18 protein-coding genes and 1 tRNA gene are annotated in these 17,544 nt (G+C 67.0%); 6 read left to right on the forward strand and 13 right to left on the reverse strand.

Going from position 1 to position 17,544, the window contains the following annotated elements; translation table 11 throughout:
• On the reverse strand, positions 1-1,350 hold the full coding sequence (gene glmU, locus GV832_RS10375; RefSeq protein WP_168774779.1) for a bifunctional UDP-N-acetylglucosamine diphosphorylase/glucosamine-1-phosphate N-acetyltransferase GlmU: 1,350 nt from the start codon (positions 1,348-1,350) through the stop codon (positions 1-3).
• A 136-nt stretch (positions 1,351-1,486) separates the two neighbouring features.
• Between glmU and GV832_RS10380 the strand changes: the two genes are divergently transcribed.
• From GV832_RS10380 to GV832_RS10390, 3 genes are read left to right on the forward strand one after another with little or no spacing between them, the layout of a single operon-like run.
• A complete protein-coding gene (locus GV832_RS10380; protein ID WP_168774780.1) occupies positions 1,487-2,185 on the forward strand; it encodes an HAD hydrolase-like protein in 699 nt (232 codons plus the stop codon).
• Positions 2,186-2,222: 37 nt separating this feature from the next.
• Positions 2,223-3,452, forward strand: coding sequence for a TCR/Tet family MFS transporter (locus GV832_RS10385; protein WP_168774781.1), 1,230 nt, complete (start codon positions 2,223-2,225; stop codon positions 3,450-3,452).
• Complete coding sequence (locus tag GV832_RS10390) at positions 3,453-4,694, forward strand: DegT/DnrJ/EryC1/StrS family aminotransferase (RefSeq protein ID WP_168774782.1); 1,242 nt, start codon at positions 3,453-3,455, stop codon at positions 4,692-4,694. It abuts the gene before it with no gap.
• A gap of 229 nt (positions 4,695-4,923) precedes the next feature.
• On the opposite strand, the gene GV832_RS10395 is transcribed toward GV832_RS10390, so the two are convergent.
• The 8 genes from GV832_RS10395 to GV832_RS10430 all read right to left on the reverse strand — a co-directional run bounded on the left by GV832_RS10395 (position 4,924) and on the right by GV832_RS10430 (position 10,993).
• Positions 4,924-5,994, reverse strand: coding sequence for a 2'-deoxycytidine 5'-triphosphate deaminase (locus GV832_RS10395; protein ID WP_168774783.1), 1,071 nt, complete (start codon positions 5,992-5,994; stop codon positions 4,924-4,926).
• Between the two features lie 77 nt (positions 5,995-6,071).
• Positions 6,072-6,149, reverse strand: a tRNA-Pro gene (locus GV832_RS10400).
• A gap of 65 nt (positions 6,150-6,214) precedes the next feature.
• Positions 6,215-7,519, reverse strand: a complete 1,305-nt coding sequence (locus GV832_RS22685) for a MerR family transcriptional regulator (protein WP_227754351.1) — start codon at positions 7,517-7,519, stop codon at positions 6,215-6,217.
• 9 nt (positions 7,520-7,528) lie between these two features.
• Positions 7,529-7,828 (reverse strand): integration host factor subunit alpha, encoded by a 300-nt coding sequence (gene ihfA, locus GV832_RS10410; protein ID WP_168774823.1) that lies wholly within the window; start codon positions 7,826-7,828, stop codon positions 7,529-7,531.
• 122 nt (positions 7,829-7,950) lie between these two features.
• Positions 7,951-8,919 (reverse strand): beta-ketoacyl-ACP synthase III, encoded by a 969-nt coding sequence (locus GV832_RS10415; protein ID WP_168774784.1) that lies wholly within the window; start codon positions 8,917-8,919, stop codon positions 7,951-7,953.
• Entirely contained in the window at positions 8,916-10,052 is a 1,137-nt protein-coding gene (gene plsX, locus GV832_RS10420; RefSeq protein WP_168774785.1) for a phosphate acyltransferase PlsX, read from the reverse strand. The genes GV832_RS10415 and plsX overlap by 4 nt, the downstream gene beginning before the upstream one ends.
• A 16-nt stretch (positions 10,053-10,068) precedes the next feature.
• Entirely contained in the window at positions 10,069-10,275 is a 207-nt protein-coding gene (rpmF, locus tag GV832_RS10425) for a 50S ribosomal protein L32 (protein ID WP_168774786.1), read from the reverse strand.
• Between the two features lie 160 nt (positions 10,276-10,435).
• Complete coding sequence (locus GV832_RS10430) at positions 10,436-10,993, reverse strand: YceD family protein (protein ID WP_168774787.1); 558 nt, start codon at positions 10,991-10,993, stop codon at positions 10,436-10,438.
• Between the two features lie 183 nt (positions 10,994-11,176).
• On the opposite strand from GV832_RS10430, the gene GV832_RS10435 reads away from it, so the two are divergent.
• Entirely contained in the window at positions 11,177-11,695 is a 519-nt protein-coding gene (locus GV832_RS10435; protein WP_227754352.1) for an outer membrane protein assembly factor BamE, read from the forward strand.
• A gap of 51 nt (positions 11,696-11,746) precedes the next feature.
• Here the strand turns inward: GV832_RS10435 and GV832_RS10440 are convergent, their stop codons facing one another.
• Together GV832_RS10440 and GV832_RS10445 are read right to left on the reverse strand one after the other, a co-directional pair.
• Positions 11,747-13,546: an ABC-F family ATP-binding cassette domain-containing protein gene (locus tag GV832_RS10440; protein WP_168774788.1), complete on the reverse strand. Its 1,800-nt coding sequence runs from the start codon at positions 13,544-13,546 to the stop codon at positions 11,747-11,749.
• A 31-nt stretch (positions 13,547-13,577) separates the two neighbouring features.
• Positions 13,578-14,279, reverse strand: coding sequence for a GNAT family N-acetyltransferase (locus tag GV832_RS10445; protein ID WP_168774789.1), 702 nt, complete (start codon positions 14,277-14,279; stop codon positions 13,578-13,580).
• Between the two features lie 33 nt (positions 14,280-14,312).
• Here GV832_RS10445 and msrB point away from each other — a divergent pair, with 33 nt between their 5' ends.
• Positions 14,313-14,705 carry a peptide-methionine (R)-S-oxide reductase MsrB gene (gene msrB, locus GV832_RS10450; protein ID WP_168774790.1) on the forward strand — a complete coding sequence of 131 codons (393 nt, stop codon included), beginning with the start codon at positions 14,313-14,315 and terminating at the stop codon, positions 14,703-14,705.
• A gap of 244 nt (positions 14,706-14,949) precedes the next feature.
• On the opposite strand, the gene GV832_RS10455 is transcribed toward msrB, so the two are convergent.
• Together GV832_RS10455 and GV832_RS10460 are read right to left on the reverse strand one after the other, a co-directional pair.
• Positions 14,950-15,711, reverse strand: coding sequence for an aldolase/citrate lyase family protein (locus tag GV832_RS10455; protein ID WP_168774791.1), 762 nt, complete (start codon positions 15,709-15,711; stop codon positions 14,950-14,952).
• Between the two features lie 55 nt (positions 15,712-15,766).
• Positions 15,767-16,222, reverse strand: coding sequence for an Lrp/AsnC family transcriptional regulator (locus GV832_RS10460; protein ID WP_168774825.1), 456 nt, complete (start codon positions 16,220-16,222; stop codon positions 15,767-15,769).
• Between the two features lie 129 nt (positions 16,223-16,351).
• Between GV832_RS10460 and hppD the strand changes: the two genes are divergently transcribed.
• Positions 16,352-17,422, forward strand: coding sequence for a 4-hydroxyphenylpyruvate dioxygenase (gene hppD / locus GV832_RS10465; RefSeq protein WP_168774792.1), 1,071 nt, complete (start codon positions 16,352-16,354; stop codon positions 17,420-17,422).
• Positions 17,423-17,544 lie beyond the last annotated feature (122 nt).

The raw sequence follows: 17,544 nt of genomic DNA on the forward strand, positions 1-17,544 counted from the left end.
TCAGGAGCCTTTCTTCGCGGCTTTGATCGCCCGCAACTTGTCCATCAGCCGCACCGCAAGGCCCGGCTTGTTCACCTGTTTCGCCCGGGCCAGGGCCAGGGCGCCTTCGGGGACGTCCTCGGTGATGACCGAGCCCGAGGCGGTCAGGGCATTGTCGCCCACCGTCACGGGCGCCACCAGCATCGTATCCGAGCCGATGAAAGCGTTCTTGCCGATGGTCGTGCGGTGCTTCATCACGCCATCATAGTTGCAGGTCACGGTCCCCGCGCCGATATTGGTGAACTCGCCGACATGGGCGTCGCCGAGATAGGTCAGATGGCCGACCTTGACGCCCTCATCCAGGACCGCGTTCTTGATCTCGACGAAGTTGCCGACATGGACATCTTCGGCCAGCTCTGCCCCGGGGCGAAGGCGGGCGAAGGGGCCGACGGTGGCGCCGCGCGAGATATGGCAGCCCTCGAGGTGGCAGAAGCCCTTGATTTCCGCCCCGGTTTCCACCGTGACGCCGGGTCCGAAGATCACCGCCGGACCCACCACGGCGTCGCGGCCGATATAGGTGTCGCGGGCGAAGAAAGTGGTCTCGGGGGAGATGAGGGTGACGCCCTCCTCCATCATCTCGGCGCGTTTGCGGGTCTGGAAGGCGGCTTCGGCGGCGGCCAGTTGCGCCCTTGTGTTGATGCCCAGCGTCTCGGCCTCGGGGCATGTGACATAGCCCACCGTAAGCCCCTCGCTGCGTGCGAGGTCGATGATGTCGGTGACGTAGTATTCGCTGACGTTTTCCCGCAGGGGGACGGATTTGGCGAGGCGCAGCAGGGTCTGGACCTCGGCCGCGATGACGCCGGAGTTGCAGAGCCGGATCTGACGCTGGGCGTCTGTCGCCTGCTTTTCCTCGACGATGGCGCGGAGGTCGGTGCCCTCCACGATGAAGCGGCCATAACCCTTGGGATCGGCGGCCTCAAACCCCAGGAAGACGATGTCATGATGGCTGCGGGCCGCGAGCATGGCCTCCAGCGTTTCGGGGCGCACGAAGGGCGTGTCGCCGTAAAGCACCAGTGCCGCGCCCGTCGCGTCGGAAAGGAGGGGTTCGGTCACGGCGACCGCGTGGGCGGTGCCCTGGGGCGGGTCCTGCAGCGCGGTGACGATATCGGGGTCGAAGTCATGGGCGGCCTTGGCCACCTGCTCCGCGCCATAGCCCGTCACGACCACGGTCCGGGCCGGGGAGAGCGCCTGACCGGCGGCCAGGGCATGGTGCAGAAGCGGCACGGCGGCCAGGTTGTGCAAGACCTTTGGCAGGTCGGAATTCATGCGGCTGCCCAGTCCGGCGGCCAGAACGATCAGGGATACCTGCATCTGCCTCTTTCCTTTGTTTGGGTGTCGTTCTAACCGGGGAGGGGGCAGGGGCCAAGGGGGCATGGGCTCACGCCATGTTACAGCGGCCGGGGGCGCTGCCCCGATGCCATCGGTTCTTGAACCGGTGGCGAACGCGATGGCATACCCCCGGGATATTTGGGCCCATGTGAAAGGGAAAGCGGTGAGGACGGTTGTCTTTGATCTGGACGGGACCTTGGCGGATACGTCGGAGGACCTCTTGGCCGCCGCCAATGCCTGTTTCGCGGGCCTGGGACTGGGGGAGCCCCTGGGCGCGGCCGATACCTTGACCGCTTTCGCCGGCGGGCGGGCCATGCTGCGGCTGGGGTTTCAGCGCCTGGGCGTGGCGGGGGATGTGGACGGGCAATACCCGGTCCTGCTGGCACATTACGCCGAGGGCCTTGACCGGGCGACGCGGCTATATCCCGGCGCCGTCGAGGCCGTCGAATCCTTGCGGGCGGCGGGATTTGCCACCGCGATCTGCACCAACAAGCCCGAGGGCCTGGCCGAGGAGCTCATGCGGCGGCTGGGGGTGCGGGGGCTTTTCGGCGCGCTGGTCGGAGCAGATACCTTCCCGGTCAGGAAGCCCGACCCCTTGCCCTACCGGGAGTCGGTCCTGCGGGCGGGCGGCGATCCCAGACGGTCTTTGCTGGTGGGGGACACGGTGACCGACCGCGACACGGCGCGGGCGGCGGGGGTGCCGGTGGTGCTGGTCTCCTTTGGTCCCGAGGGGGCAGGGGTGGCGCGGCTCGCGCCCGATGCGCTGCTGGACCGCTACGCGGACCTGCCGGGGCTTGCCGCGCGGCTGGTTCTCTGAAACAAAGATAGAACATTTACCACGATTGGGGACTGTCATGTCCGATGCATCCGCCGTGCCGCAGCGCCGCGCCTTTCTCTTCGTCCTGATCACCGTCTTCCTGGACATGGTGGGCTTTGGCATCATCATTCCCGTCCTGCCGCAGCTGATCGAGACGGTGGGCCATGTCGACCTCGCCCATGCCGCGATCATCGGCGGATGGATGGGGGCGGCCTATTCCATCGCTCAGTTCCTCTGCGGGCCCCTGATGGGCAATCTTTCGGACCGTTTCGGGCGGCGGCCGCTTTTGCTGTTGGCAGTCTTTGGCCTTGGCGTGGATTTCCTGATGCAAGCCCTGGCGCCGAACCTGGAGTGGCTGTTTGCGGGACGGGTGCTGGCCGGAATTTGCGGCGCCTCCTGGATCATCGCCAATGCCTTCGTGGCCGATATCTCGGCCCCCGAGGACCGGGCGCGACTTTTCGGCATCATGGGCGCGGCCTTTGGCCTGGGCTTCATCATCGGCCCGGCCATCGGCGGGCTTTTGGGCACGTTCGGCCCCCGCGTGCCGTTTTACGTCGCGGCGGCGGTTTCGGGGCTGAACCTGGTCTTCGGCTTCTTCATCCTGCCCGAGACCCTGGCGCCCGAGAACCGCCGCCCCTTCGACTGGAAGCGCGCCAATCCCTTCGGCGCCTTCCGCATCTTTGCCAGCTATCGCGGCGTCCTGCCCATGTGCACCGTGCTGGCCATGTTCTTCTTCTTTACCTCGGTCTATCCGGCGCTCTGGCCCTTCTGGGCCAAGGCGCGCTTCGACTGGTCCGAGGCGATGATCGGCGGCTCGCTCGCGCTCTTTGGCCTGATCATGGCGGGCTTCCAGGGGGGCCTGTCCGGCCCCTTCGTCAAGTGGTTCGGCGAACGCAGGACCGTGGCCATCGGCCTGGTCTGCGCCATGGTCGCGGCGACAGGCTATGGCATCGTCTGGACTTTGCCGCTCGTCGTGGTCCTGATGTTCGTCCATGGGCCCGAGGGCTTCATCCATCCGATGCTGACCGCGCTGATGTCGAAGGAAGTGCCCGAGAACGCGCAGGGCGAGCTTCAGGGCGGGCTTTCCGCCATCATGAATATCGCCATGATGCTGGGGACGATCTTTTACAGCCAGCTCTTCGGCTTCTTCATGTCCGACGCCGCCCCCTTCCAATCGCCCAATGTCTCCTATTATGTGGCAGGCGCAGGCTTGGCCGCAGCCCTGGGGGTCTTCCTCTGGCTGATCGGACATCAGCGGGAGGCGTGAATGGACGGCATCACGGGGCTTGAGGTCTTTCGCGGCAAGTTCACCCAGCAAGAGCCGATCCCGGAAGAGGGGATCGCGGCCGCCTTGGCCGTGCTGCGCCATGGCCGGCTCCACCGCTACAACGAGGCCGAGGGCGAGGTGGCAGAGACCGCTTTGCTGGAGGAGGAATTCGCGGCCCTGACCGGGGCGAGATATGCCTTGGCGGTGGCTTCGGGCGGCTATGCGCTCGGCTGCGCGCTGCGGGCCCTGGGGATGGAACCCGGCGAGCGGGTGCTGACCAATGCCTTCACGCTCGCCCCGGTGCCGGGGGCGATTGCGGCGGCGGGCGGGGTGCCGGTCTTCGTCGAGGTGACCGAGGACCTGGTGATCGACCTGGACGACCTTGCCGCCAAGGCGGAGGGCTGCCGGTTCCTGATGCTGTCCCATATGCGCGGCCACCTGGTCGACATGGACCGGCTGATGGCGCTTTGCGACCGCCTGGGGATCCAGGTCATCGAGGATTGCGCCCATACGATGGGGGCAAGCTGGGCCGGGGTTCCTTCGGGGCGGCATGGGGTCATGGCCTGCTATTCGATGCAGACCTACAAGCACATCAATTCCGGCGAGGGCGGCTTCCTGGTCTCGGACGACGCCGATTCCATGGCGCGGGCGGTGCTCCTCTCGGGCAGCTACATGCTTTACGGCAAGCACCGGGCCGCGCCTCCGGCGGAGGTCTTCGAGCGGGTGAAGATGGTCACCCCCAATGTCTCGGGCCGGATGGACAACCTGCGCGCCGCCATCCTGCGGCCGCAACTGAAGGCCCTGCCCGAGCGCGTGGCGCGCTGGGAGGCGCTTTACCGCGCCCTGGAGGCGGGGCTTGAGGCGACACCGGGGATCACGCTGATCCAGCGGCCTGGGGCGGAGGTCTTCGTGGGAAGCTCCTTCCAGTTCCGCCTGGCCGACTGGAGCCCCGCGCGGATCGCGCTTTACCTCTCGCGCTGCCTCGCGCGCGGGGTCGAGCTGAAATGGTTCGGCGCCGAGAAACCCGCCGCCTTCACCTCGCGCTATGACCATTGGCACTATGCGCCGAAGCAGGTCCTGCCGCAGACCGACCGGATCCTTGCCGGCCTGATCGACCTGCGCCTGCCCCTGACCTTCACGCCCGAGGACTGCGCCCAGATCGCCCGCATCCTGAGGTCCGAGGCCCTGACGGTCGGTCAAGCCCCGGAACCCGAAGCGATCGCGGCCCCGGTGATCCAATAGAGCGCCTGCGGCGCATTCCTTCATGTCGCCTGCGGGCCTTCGCCCTCCGGCTCCGCGATGCGCTCCGCGCGGGGATATTCTTGAACAGATGAAATTGAAGCGACCAGGATCGCAGGGTCGCGCGAAGGCCCTTCTTTCATCTGTTTCCAAATATCCACGGGGATTTTCAAGGGGAGCGTGCTCCCCTTGAAGCAGGGGGTCCGGGGGGCGGCAGCCCCCCGGCTTTGGGTCACAGCCGGAACTGCTTGGCCAGCTTCAACCCTTGCCCCTGGTAATTCGAGGCGATGCCCTGGCCGTAAAGCGTGGCAGGGCGCTCGGACATCCGCTCATAGACCAGGCGGCCAACGACCTGGCCGTGTTCCAGCACGAAGGGCGCCTCGTGGCAGCGCACCTCCAGCACCCCGCGTGAGCCTGCACCCCCCGCCACGGCATGGCCGAAGCCCGGGTCGAAGAAGCCCGCGTAATGCACGCGGAATTCGCCCACCATGGCCAGGTAGGGCGCCATCTCGGCGGCGTAGTCGGGCGGGATCGTCACGGCCTCGCGCGAGACGAGGATATAGAAGGCGCCGGGGTCCAGGATGATCTGCGCCTCGTCGCTCCGCACCTCCTCCCAGAAGTCGCGGGCCGGGTAATGGCCGATGCGGTCGAGGTCCACCACACCGGTATGGGGCTTCGCGCGGTAGCCCACGAGGCCGCCGGGCAGGCTCAGGTCGACCGAGAAGCCCAGTCCCTCGGAGATCAGGGCCTCGCCCGTCACCAGCGGCTCCACCGCGTGGAGCGCGCGGAGTTCGGTGTCAGACAGCACCGACTGGCCATCGCGGAAGCGGATCTGGTTCAGGCGCTGGCCGGGGCGGACCAGGACGGAAAAGCTGCGCGGGCAGACCTCGGCATACAAGGGCCCGTCATAGCCCTCGGGGATGCGGTCGAATTCCACCCCGCCATCGGTGATCACCCGGGTCAGAAGGTCCAGCCGCCCGGTCGAGCTTTTCGCATTGGCCACGGCCGAGAGGCCCGGCGGCAGCGAGAGGCGCTCCATCAGGGGGATCAGGTAGACGCAGTTCTTCTCCAGCACCGCGCCGGGCCGCAGGTCGATCTCATGCATGGTGAAGGCCGCCAAGCGGTCGGCCACGCGCCGCCCGGCGCCCGCCAGGAAAGAGGCGCGCACCCGATAGGCCTTGGTCCCGAGCCGCAGGTCCAGGCTCGCGGGCTGCACCTGGCCCGTCGCGAAGGGCACCTCGGCGGCGATCACGCCCCGCGCGATCAAAGCTTCCAGAGCCTGGGAAGGCAGAACACCGGTCATCTTGGGCACCTTATGGTCAAAGCCTTGAAGTCAAAAAGAAACCGCCCGACTGGTTTCCCAGCGGGCGGTTTTTTTCATGGTCGGGCCGGAGAGATTCGAACTCTCGACCTCCCGCCCCCCAGACGGACGCGCTAACCAGGCTGCGCTACGGCCCGACGATGTGCAGGCTTCATAACAATATTCCGGGCAGGGGCAAGGGCGAATTTGCACTTTTTCCCGCCTATTCGCCGGGGTTGCGACGCGGGCGTGCCGAGGCCTCGGCCATCTGCGCATGCAAGAGACCGAGACGCGCCTGAAGGTCGGCCAGGGCAAAGAGGCTTTCGCCCCGGACGCCGGGCAGGGCGCGCAGGCGCGGGGCAAGGCCAGCAAGCGCAACGGGCGCCGGTGCCGAATCGGCGGCTTGGGGCAGGGGCGTTTCGGGTTGGGCGGTCTCGGGCTGGGGCTCATCCGAGTCCTGCCCAGGCGCCCCTGCCGAGGTCCCTGGGAGCGATTCCGGGGGGAGGTCCCAGGGTGCCTCATCTTGGGGAAGCGGGAATTCGGAGGGCGCCTCTGCCTGAGGCGGGGCCGTGTCTTCCGCTTCGTCCGAGCGGAAGGCGGTGATCTCGGCGCCAAGGTCAAAGCTGCCATCGTCCTCGACGAAGACATGCGGCGCTTCGGGCGCCTCTTCCACGACGCCCTGATCCTCGGCCATCAGGTCGAACAACGAAGGCTGGACGCCCGGCTTGGCCTTGGGCCGGGCCTCGGGGTGAACGAAACCCTCGGGCGCGGCGCGAGTCGGGGCTACCCCGTCGGAAAAGGCGATGAAACCGCCTTCGCCGCCGCGAGGCACGTCAAGGTCAAGACCAAAGCCGCCGAATCCCCCGAGGGGCGCGGCAAAGGGGCGCGGAGCGGCTTCCTCGGTGGCCGGTTCGGTCGCCGCGCTGCCATCTTCATCCTCCGGCTGTTGCGCCGCAGCGGAGGGCGCCGCCAAGGGGCCGTCAAAGGCCGCCATGTCGATCCCGTCGAACTCCTCCGTGGCCAAGACCCCTGGCTCTGCGGGCATCGACCAATCGGCAGGGTTGGCCAAGGTCTCTTCCGGCGGGGGCGCATCCCTGTCCGGCATCCGCATGGCCGAGAGGGCGCTGCGGATGGCCGATAGCTCGTCGGTTGCCGAAGATGCGGGCGCCAGGGGCTCGGTCGGGCGCAGGGGGACGATCGTTGCTGCGGGCTTGGGCGGCGGCAACAGCGCCTCCAGCGGCTCGGGCGCCTCCAGCGCCTCGCCGCCAAGCTCGGCCACATGGCGAACCCCCTGTTCGCGCAGGATCTTCTGCACGCCCCTGATCGTCATCCCGTCATTGTGCAAGAGCCGCCTGATGCCCGAAAGCAGCGCCACATCCGACGGCCGGTAATAGCGCCGCCCGCCGGCGCCCTTGACGGGTTTCACCTGCGGAAAGCGCGTCTCCCAGAAACGCAGGACATGGGCCGGAGTCTCAAGATGATCCGCGACCTCGGAGATCGTGCGGAATGCGTCCGGCGCCTTGTCCATCGGTTTGCCTTATTCGGTCCCGCCCGAGACGCGATCCTTCATGAGATGCGAGGGGCGGAAGGTCAGAACCCGGCGCGGCGAGATCGGAACCTCGTCCCCGGTCTTGGGGTTGCGGCCGACGCGGGCGGATTTCTCGCGCAGCGAAAAGGTGCCGAAGGACGAGATCTTGACCGTCTCACCGGCGGCCAGCGCATCCGAGACATGTTGCAGGACCGATTCCACCAGGCTGGCGGATTCGTTGCGGCTGAGCCCGACCTCGCGGAACACCGATTCCGCCAGATCCATCCGTGTAAGCGTCTTCTCCGTCATCATGATCCCCCCAAAGGATTTTTGCCATGATTGCGGCGGTTCAAATTGCGAGTCAATAACAATGGCTTGGGGCGCGTTTTTCAGAGCCTGCACCAGCGACAATCCGGCGGGATTCGGGCAACTTACCAGCGCAGGACGACAGAGCCCCAGGCGAGGCCCCCGCCGATGGCCTCGGTGACCAGGAGATCGCCGCGCTTGATCTGGCCGCGCTGCACGCCGACCGAAAGGGCGAGGGGAATCGAGGCGGCCGAGGTATTGCCATGGTCCTGCACGGTCACGACGACCTGCTCCATCGGCAGTTGCATCTTCTTGGCCGTGCCTTCGATGATGCGGATATTGGCCTGGTGCGGCACAATCCAGTCGACATCGCCCGAAGTCAGCCCGGCCTTCTCCAGCGCGGCATGGGCGGTGGAGGCCAGCTTCTCGACCGCGTGGCGGAAGACTTCCTTGCCCTGCATGCGCAGGTGGCCCGTCGTCCCGGTGGAGACGCCGCCATCGACGTAAAGCAGGTCCTTGAACTGGCCGTCCGAATGCAGATCGGCGGACAGGATGCCCCGGTCCGTGCTGGCGCCGGTGCCTTCCTCGGCCTCAAGCACCAGGGCGCCCGCGCCATCGCCGAAGAGCACGCAGGTCGTGCGGTCTTTCCAGTCCATCAGCTTCGAAAAGGTCTCGGCGCCGATGACCAGAACCCGCCGCGCCTGGCCCGAGAGGATCAGCGCATTGGCCGTGGTCAGGGCAAAGACAAAACCCGCGCAGACCGCCTGGACGTCGAAGGCAAAGCCGCCGGCGCCGATCTTGGCCTGGACCATGGTGGCGGCGGAGGGAAAGGTCAGATCGGCGGTCGAGGTCGCCACGATGATGGCGTCGATCGTGCTGGCCTCGATCCCGGCATTCTCCAGCGCCGCACGGGCGGCATGGGCGCCAAGGTCAGAGGTCGTCTCGCCCTCGGCCGCGAAATGCCGCCGCTCGATCCCGGACCGCGACTTGATCCATTCGTCAGAGGTCTCGACCAGGGTTTCCAGCTCGGAATTGGGGACGACGCGGGCGGGCAAATAGTGGCCCACGCCCTTCACCACGGCGCGCAATGTCATTCGGATTTCCTTGGCTCCCCATCCGGGGTTTTCGCCCCTTCGGCACTTTGCCCCGCGATGGCGCCCGATGCAACGCCCGAAGCGACCCTGGCTGCAAGCCTTTCGTGGAAGCCCGAGCGCGCGAGGCGCCAGGCCATCTCGACCGCAGCCGCATGGCCCGTCGCATCCGACCCGCCATGCGATTTCACCACTGTGCCGTTCAACCCCAAGAAGACCCCGCCATTGGCGCGGCGCGGGTCCATCCGCTCGCGCAGGCGGTTCAGCGCTCCGCTGGCGAAGGCGGCGGTAAGCTTGGAGAAGAGCGTCGCCTTGAAGCTTTGCCGCAGGAAGTCGCCAATCAGCCGCGCCGTGCCCTCGGCGGTCTTCAGCGCCACATTGCCGGTGAAGCCATCGGTCACGATCACATCGACACGGTCCGAGGGCAGGTCGGTGCCCTCGACATAGCCGATATAGGTGTAATCGCCGCGCGCGGCGGCCTCGGCGATCAGGTCCGAGGCGGCTTTCAGCTCGGCCGAGCCCTTGTGCTCTTCGGTGCCGACGTTCAAGAGACCCACCCGGGGCCGCGTCAGCCCCATGCCATTGCGGGCATAAGAGGCGCCCATCATGGCATATTGCAAGAGGTCCTCGGCATCGGCCTTGATATCGGCGCCCGCGTCCAGCATCAGGTTGAAGCCATGCGGATTGCGCGAGGGCCAGAGGCAGGCAATCGCCGGGCGGTTGATCTCGGGCAGGCGGCGCAGGCGGATCATCGCCACGGCCATCAAGGCGCCGGTATTGCCGCAAGAGACCGCGGCCGAGGCTTCACCCGTCTTCACCGCCTCGACGGCGCCCCACATCGAGGTGCCCTGGCCGTGGCGCATGATCTGGGCGGGCTTGTCTTCCATCGTCACGACGCGGGCGGCGTGGCGGATGGTCACGCGACCCGCCAGCGCGGGCTGGGCCGCGACCAGGGCCGCAAGCTGCGCCTCGTCCCCGTGCAAGAGGAACTGCGTCCCCGGCATCTTGGGCGCGCAAATGGCAAGACCGGCGACAACAGCCGCCGGTCCGCGGTCTCCGCCCATGGCGTCGACCGAAAGGGTGATCGCTCCCTTGGCTTGCGGTCCAACGCTTTGGCTTTGGATCGCCTGCGACATGGGAGGATGCCTGATCTCAGGCCGCGTCTTCGTCGGTGTCGACGGTCGACTTGGCAGCGACCACTTCGCGGGCATCGTAATGGCCGCAGGCGCCGCAAACGTGGTGCGGGCGCTTCAGCTCGCCGCAGTTCGGGCATTCGTTGGGGTTCGCGGCGACCAGCGAGTCATGGGCGCGGCGCATGTTGCGCTTGGAAGAGGTCGTGCGATTCTGCGGGACAGCCATGTCACACCTGTAACTGAAGGGGACATACCCCTGATTTCATTTCGATTTCCGGTAAGTCAGACCGGAAAGCAAGACCCGGCACAACCCCTTGGATGAGGCGCGGAACATAAGGATTTTCCGCCCCGGCGCAAGCCCCAATCGACGGGATTTCCCAAGGAAGTTAAGGCTCCTGCGATTCCCCGGTCGTGGGCTTGATCAGCTTGGCCAGGCCCGCAAAGGGGCGCAGGTCGGCATCGCGCAAGGGGGCCGCGCCCGGTTCGGCAAAGACCGCCTCGCCCAGCGCCGCCCCCGTGGCGCGCGGGTAAAGCGGCAGGGCCAGCGACAGGGCCTCGACCACAACGGTGACCGCGTCGATCACTTCGGGCAGGGCCTCGGCCGTGTCATCCTCGGGGATCTCGGCCTCCTCGGCATCGGGCTCCTGCCAGTCTTCCAGGAATTTCCGCGTTACCTCCTCGTCGATCACGCAGGGCACGGGGTCGAGCGTCACGACACAGGCCTGGACCGCGCGGGCCGTCAGCCGACCCTTGAGAATCAGGTCGCGCTTGCCCAGGGGGCGGATGTCGCCATCGAACTCCAGCGCGGGCAGGTCGATCAGTCCCAGGGCGGCGGCGATGGCCTGACGCTCGGGGGCGGAGGGGCGGAATTTCACATGGGTCGCATTGCGCCCCGAGATCGAGGCCACGCGGAAGGGCAGGCTGGGCAAGGTCTGGTCGGTCATCTGGGCCTCTCCAAGAGGTTTCCCGCGCGTTATGGCCCAAGGTGCGGGGGGGTCAAGCGTTCCTTTCTTGCTGGAGGGGCCTTCCATGATGTAAGCGATGGAAAAGCGGGCGGCGTGGAAAGGGAATCCGCGCCTGGCAGAAATATGCGGACCGGGCCTTGTCCGGTCACGGCAGGGGACGGCATGACGGGCAGGGACGCGAAGACAGGGCAGGCAGGCGCGGGGAACCCCGGGCGCGACCTCCGCCGCCATCCGCTTGCGCCGCTGCGGGGTCTGTCGGTGCTTTTGCTTTGCGCCGTCATGGGTTGCACGCCGATCTACTCGATGCATGGTTATGCGCCCGACGACGAGACCCTGGCCCAGATCGAGACCGGCGTCGACACGCGCGAGACGGTGGCGGCCTTCCTCGGGCGGCCCACGACCGACGGGCTCTTGAACGACGAGGCCTGGTTCTATGTCCAGAGCCGCTGGAAGTCGGTGGGCATGGGGGCGCCGCAGGAATACGACCGCCAGGTCGTGGCCGTGACCTTTTCCGAGGATGGCCGGGTGGCCAATATCGAGCGATTCGGCCTCGAGCGCGGTGAGATCGTGCCCTTGTCGCGCCGCGTGACCTCGACGCCCATCAAGGGCCGCTCGGCGCTGAGCCAGATCTTCTCTAACTTTGGCCGCGTGGACGCGGCGAGCCTGTTCCGGAACCGGTGAAGCGTAGGGTGGGTGAAACCCACCGTTGCGCGGCGGTGGGTTTCACCCACCCTACGCCTTTTCTTCCAGGGCCAGCCATTCCTCTTCGGCCGCCGCCAGGGCCGCCTGGCGTTCGGCCAGCATCTCGGTGCCCTTTTTGAACTTCACCGGCTCGCGGGTGAAGAACTGGGGATCGGCCAAGAGGTCGTTCAGCTTGGCGATCTCGGCCTCCAGCTTTTCGATGACGCCGGGCAGGGCCTCCAACCGCTTGCGTTCGGTGAAAGAGAGCCCATCGGCCTTCTTCACCTCCTTGGGCGCCTCGACGGGTTTGGCGACCTCGCGGGCCTTGGCCGCCTCGCCCTTGGCGGGGCGCTGGCTGATATAGTCGGTCCAGCCGCCGGGATAGGCCATGACCTCGCCATTGCCCTCGAGCGCCACGGTGGTCGTGGCCACCCGGTCGATGAAATCCCGGTCGTGGCTGACCAAAAGCACCGTGCCGTCGTAATCGCCCAGGATGTCCTGCAAGAGGTCCAGCGTCTCGATATCCAGGTCGTTGGTCGGCTCGTCCATGATCAGAAGGTTCGAAGGCCGCGCCATCAGCTTGGCCAAGAGAAGCCGCGCCCGCTCGCCACCCGAGAGGCTTTTGACCGGGGCCCGCGCCTGGGCCTCGTCAAAGAGGAAGTCCTTCAGATAGCCCACGACATGCTTGGGCGTGCCGCGCACCATGACCTGGTCGGAATTGCCCGAGACCGCCATCAGCGGATCATTGGTCAGGTTGACCCAAAGGCTCTCTTCGGGGTCGAGCCGCGCGCGGGCCTGGTCGAAGATGGCGATATCCAGCTGGGTGCCCAGGCTCACCGTGCCCGCATCGGGCGGGATTTCCCCGGTCAGCATACGCAGAAGCGTCGTCTTGCCCACGCCATTCGGGCCCACAAAGGCCACACGGTCGCCGCGCAGGATCTTGAGGTCGAAATCCTTCAGGATCACCTTGTCGCCGAAGGCTTTCGAAATCCCCAGGGCCTCGATCACCTTCTTGCCCGAGGTCGGACCGGATTCGAACTCCAGGGCCGCCGTGCCCTTGCGGCGGATCTGGTTGGACCGCTCCTCGCGCAGCGCCGCCAGCGCCCGAACCCGTCCCTGGTTGCGCTTGCGGCGTGCCGAGATCCCCTCGACCGCCCACCGCGCCTCGGCCTTGATCTTGCGGTCCAGCTTGTGGCGCGCCGCATCCTCTTCGGCCCAGGTCTCTTCGCGCCATTCCTCGAAGCCGTAAAAGCCCAATTCGCGCCGCCGGATCACACCGCGATCGAGCCAGAAGGTCGCCTTGGTCAGCCGGTTCAAAAACGCCCGGTCGTGCGAGATCAGCACAAAAGCCGCCCGCGTCTCGTTCAGGAAATTCTCCAGCCATTCGATGGCGGCAATGTCCAGGTGGTTGGTCGGCTCGTCCAGAAGCATCAGCTCCGGCGCCTCGGCCACCAGTTTCGCGAGCGCTGCCCGGCGACGTTCCCCACCCGAGGCCGAGGCAATCGGCGTCTCGGGCTTGAAGCCCAGGCCCTCGGCGGCCACCGAAAGCCGCCATTCCTCGCCGACCTCAAGCTTTGATGCCGCATAATCGCCCAATGTCTCGAAGCCCGCCATCTCGGGCTCTTGCTCCATATAGCCCACCGTCACCCCGGGGGGGACATGGCGGGCGCCCTTATCGCCCTCGACGAAGCCCGCCATGAGCTTCATCAGCGTGGATTTGCCCGACCCGTTGCGGCCGACCAGGGCCAGCCTGTCGCCCTCCTGCACCGTCATGTCGATGCCGTCGAAAAGGGGATTGCCGCCGAAAGTCAGCGAGAGACCGGAGAGTTGCAGAAGGGGTGCGCGTGCCATGGGCCGCAGGTATCCGGCCCGAAAGCCGCGGTCAACTGCCAAGCAGGGCGCGCAACCTTGCAGGCGGGATGTCGGCAGGACGCAGCAGCGTCAGCACATGCAAAGTGTCGAGGTCGCGGTCCACGACCGCATGATCCGAGACCCGGGCGCCAAGCGCGAGGTAAAAGCGCAGCAGCGGCGGCAGGCGCAAGGGATCGGGGGAGACGGCGGGCAGGGGCAGCGTCTCGGCCGCGCGGCGCCCGGGGGAGGGGTCCGCCACATGGGGCCGCAGCGCCGCCAGCGCCGCCCCATGATCCGCGCTCGCGCCGGGAAAGGAGCTGGAGCCGAAGATCAGCGTCACCGCCTCCTCCCTTGCCAGCCGGGCGACAAGGCCAAAGGCCAGCCGCAGGATCCCCGGGTCGCTTTCGCGCGGATGGAGGCAAAAGCGGCCCAGCTCCAGGCTGGCGCCCTCGCGGGCGAGTGGCGAAAGGTCGTAGAAAGCCGCCGCATAGGACTGCGCCCGGTCCGAGCCCGGGGCGAAATCCTGCAGCCGCGCCGTGGCCACCAGGCTCTCCCCCGCGCTGATCACCAGGTGACGGCAAAGCGGATCATAGGGGTCGCTCTCCAGCCCCTCGCCCCCGCGAAAGGCCAGGTGACGCAGCGCCAGGACCTCGGTCAGGTCGGCATCGGGGGGCAGAAGTCGGGCGCTCAGGCGGCCCAGGGTCAGGATGGGGGCTTGCAGCTTCAGGGTCATGGCCTAGATTTGACGGGAAACCCGGAGGTGTCCATGGAAAAGCTGGAAAAGAGCGACGACGACTGGCTGCGGCAACTGGGCGACGAGGCCTTCCGGGTGATGCGCAAGCATGGCACCGAGCGGCCCTTCAGCCATGACAACTTCCCCGACGCCCCGGGGGTCTATTACTGCAAGGGCTGCGGCGCCAAGCTCTTCGAGGCCGAGACCAAGTTCGATGCGGGCTGCGGCTGGCCCTCTTTCTATGCGCCCGCCGATGCCGAGACCGTGGGCGAAAGCGTCGACCGCAGCCATTTCATGGTGCGGACCGAGGTCCATTGCAACGGCTGCGGTGGCCACCTGGGCCATGTCTTCCCCGATGGCCCGGCCCCCACGGGCCTGCGCTATTGCATCAACGGCGTGGCGCTGGACTTCGAGCCCGAAGGCTGATCCCGGGACGCAGGGGGGGCTTTCGCCCCCCCTGACCCCCCCAAGCCAAGGGGAGCACGCTCCCCCTGGCAACCCCCGTGGATATTTGCGCCAAGTTGAAAGGGGCAGGGTCTGGGGTTGCTGAGAGGCTGCGCCGGAACTTTCGCCTCTTTCACATTTGCCCAACTATCCCCGCCGGAGGCCGCCCCGCAGCCGGTTGGCCGCAGGCCAGAGGCAAGATGAAAATCTTGCGCCGGCAGGCGCTCTATTTGTAACGCGCGGCGAGGCTGCGCATCGCCTGGACGTAAAGAAGCACGTCGATGCCGACGCCCACGAAATTCGCCCCCGCCACCTTGGCCTCGGCGATATAGGCCTCGTCCGTCGTCAGAACCCCCGCCGCCTTTCCCGCCGCCCGGATGCGCCTTAGGGTGTCGAAAACCGCAGCCTTGACCTCCGGGTGGCCCGCGCCGCCCAAATGCCCCATATCGGCAGCAAGGTCCGAGGGCCCGACAAAGACGCAATCGGCGGGCACCGCCAGGATATCATCCAGGTTCTCCAAGGCTTTGCGGCTTTCCACCTGGAGGATCAGGCAGACCTGCTCATCCGCGGTCTTCAGGTAATCTGCCACGTCCGAGAACATCGAGGCCCGGGCCAAGGAGGACCCGATCCCCCGGACCCCCGCCCCCGGATAGCGCGTCGCCTCATAGATGGCCTGGGCCTGGGCCCCGGTTTCCACCATCGGCACCATGAGGCTCTGGGCGCCCGCATCCATGACCTGCTTGATCATCCAGGCCTCACCGACCGGCACCCGCACCACCGCATCCGCAGGCCCGCCGCGCAACACCGCCAGCTGCGCCGAGATGCTGCGCAGGTCATTGGGCGCATGTTCCCCGTCGATCAGAAGCCAGTCGAAACCCGCGGTCCCCGCCATCTCGGCCAGATAGGGCTCTGCCATGCCGAGCCAGCAGCCATGGACGGTATCGCCCGCGGCAAGGCGGGCTTTCAGACGGTTGGTGGCTGCGGGCATGGCGCTCTCCTCTTTCGCGCCACGCTAGCCAAGGCCCGCGCCAAGGTCCAGCGCCTCAGACCGGGAGCCCGCTATCCGCCTTGCCCTGTTCCATCACGATCTGGCTCTGCACCCTGCCCACGGCCGGATGCGCCAGAAGCCGCTCCTGGATCAGCCGGTTCAGGGCGGAAAGGTCCGCGCACCAGACCCGCAAGAGGTAATCCGCCTCTCCGGTCAAGGTCCAACAGGCCGCAACCTCGGGCAGGGTGGCGATGAGGCTCGCGAAACTGCGCGCCCCTTCCGGCGAGTGCCGCGCCATCTGGACCTGAACGAAGGCCTGCACCCCCAGCCCCAGGGCCGCGGGCGAGAGCCGGGCCGAATAGCCCGCGATCACCCCATCGGTCTCCAGCCGCTGCCGCCGCCGCGCCACTTGGCTGGGCGAGAGGCCAAAGCGCTCCCCCATCTCTTGCGCGGTCAGGCTGGCATCGGCCTGCAAGGCCGCCAATATCTGCGAATCGATCTGGTCCATGATGCGAAACTCTCGCAGAAATCCCGCCATCCGCGAGAAAATTCCGCACCAATCCCGCAAAATCCCCCGAACTTCGCGCACCACCCGCGCCCGCTCCATGCGATCCTGATGCCAGCGCAACAGGAGATCCAGATGGGCCCCTTCCCCCACAACGCCCCGAAAGCCACGATCACCCCCGAGAACCCTGCCGGCACCGACGGCTTCGAATTCGTCGAATTCGCCCATCCCGAGCCCGAGACCCTGCGCGCCCTCTTCACCGCCATGGGCTTTACGCTCACCGCCCGCCACAAGTCCCGCGCGCTGGAGCTTTGGCAGCAGGGCGACATCACCTATCTTCTGAACGACGACCCGTCCTCCCATGGCCGCCAGTTCGTCGCGGCCCATGGCCCCTGCGCTCCCGCCATGGCCTGGCGCGTGGTGGATGCCGACCAGGCCTTCGCCCATGCGGTCTCCCAGGGCGCCCGCCCCTTCGAGGGCGTCAAATCGGTCGATTGGCCCGCCATCGAGGGCATCGGCGGCTCGGCGCTCTACTTCCGGCCCGAGAACGCTTACGCCGATTTCACCTTCATCGCCAAGCCCAAGGGCAGCCTCTTCCACTACCTCGACCACCTGACTCACAATGTCCACAAGGGCAATATGGACCGCTGGTTCGACTTCTACGATCGGCTCTTCAACTTCCGCCAGATCCGCTTCTTCGACATCGAGGGGAAACACTCCGGCCTCCTCTCCCGTGCGCTCACCTCGCCCTGCGGCCGCATCCGCATCCCGATCAACGAGGACCGCGGCGAGACCGGGCAGATCGTCGAATACCTGAAACGCTACAACGGCGAGGGGATCCAGCATATCGCGGTGGGGTCGGAGGATATCTATGCCTCGGTCGAGACCCTGGCGGCGAACGGCATCCGCTTCATGCCCAAGCCCCCGCCCGCCTATTACGCTCTGTCGAAATCCCGCGTCCATGGCCATGAGGAACCGCTGGAGGCGCTGGAGCGTCACGGCATCCTGATCGATGGCGAGGGCGTGGTGGATGGCGGCGAGACGCGGATCCTCTTGCAGATCTTCTCCAAAACCGTGGTCGGGCCGATCTTCTTCGAGTTCATCCAAAGGAAGGGCGACGACGGCTTCGGCGAGGGCAACTTCCGCGCGCTTTTCGAATCGATCGAGGCGGATCAGATCGCACGCGGCGTGCTCAAGGCCAGCTGAACGGGGCCCTGGCGGAGAGGGTGAGGTTCCCGCCTGCGCGGGAACGGCCCTGCTCCGGCGGAAAGGGTCACGCCATAAAGGGCAGGGCGGGGTTCCCCCCGCCGTCCCTCTACCTGTCCGGC

It is taken from the genome of Stagnihabitans tardus (assembly GCF_009925085.1).
In the GTDB taxonomy this organism is placed as follows: domain Bacteria; phylum Pseudomonadota; class Alphaproteobacteria; order Rhodobacterales; family Rhodobacteraceae; genus Stagnihabitans; species Stagnihabitans tardus.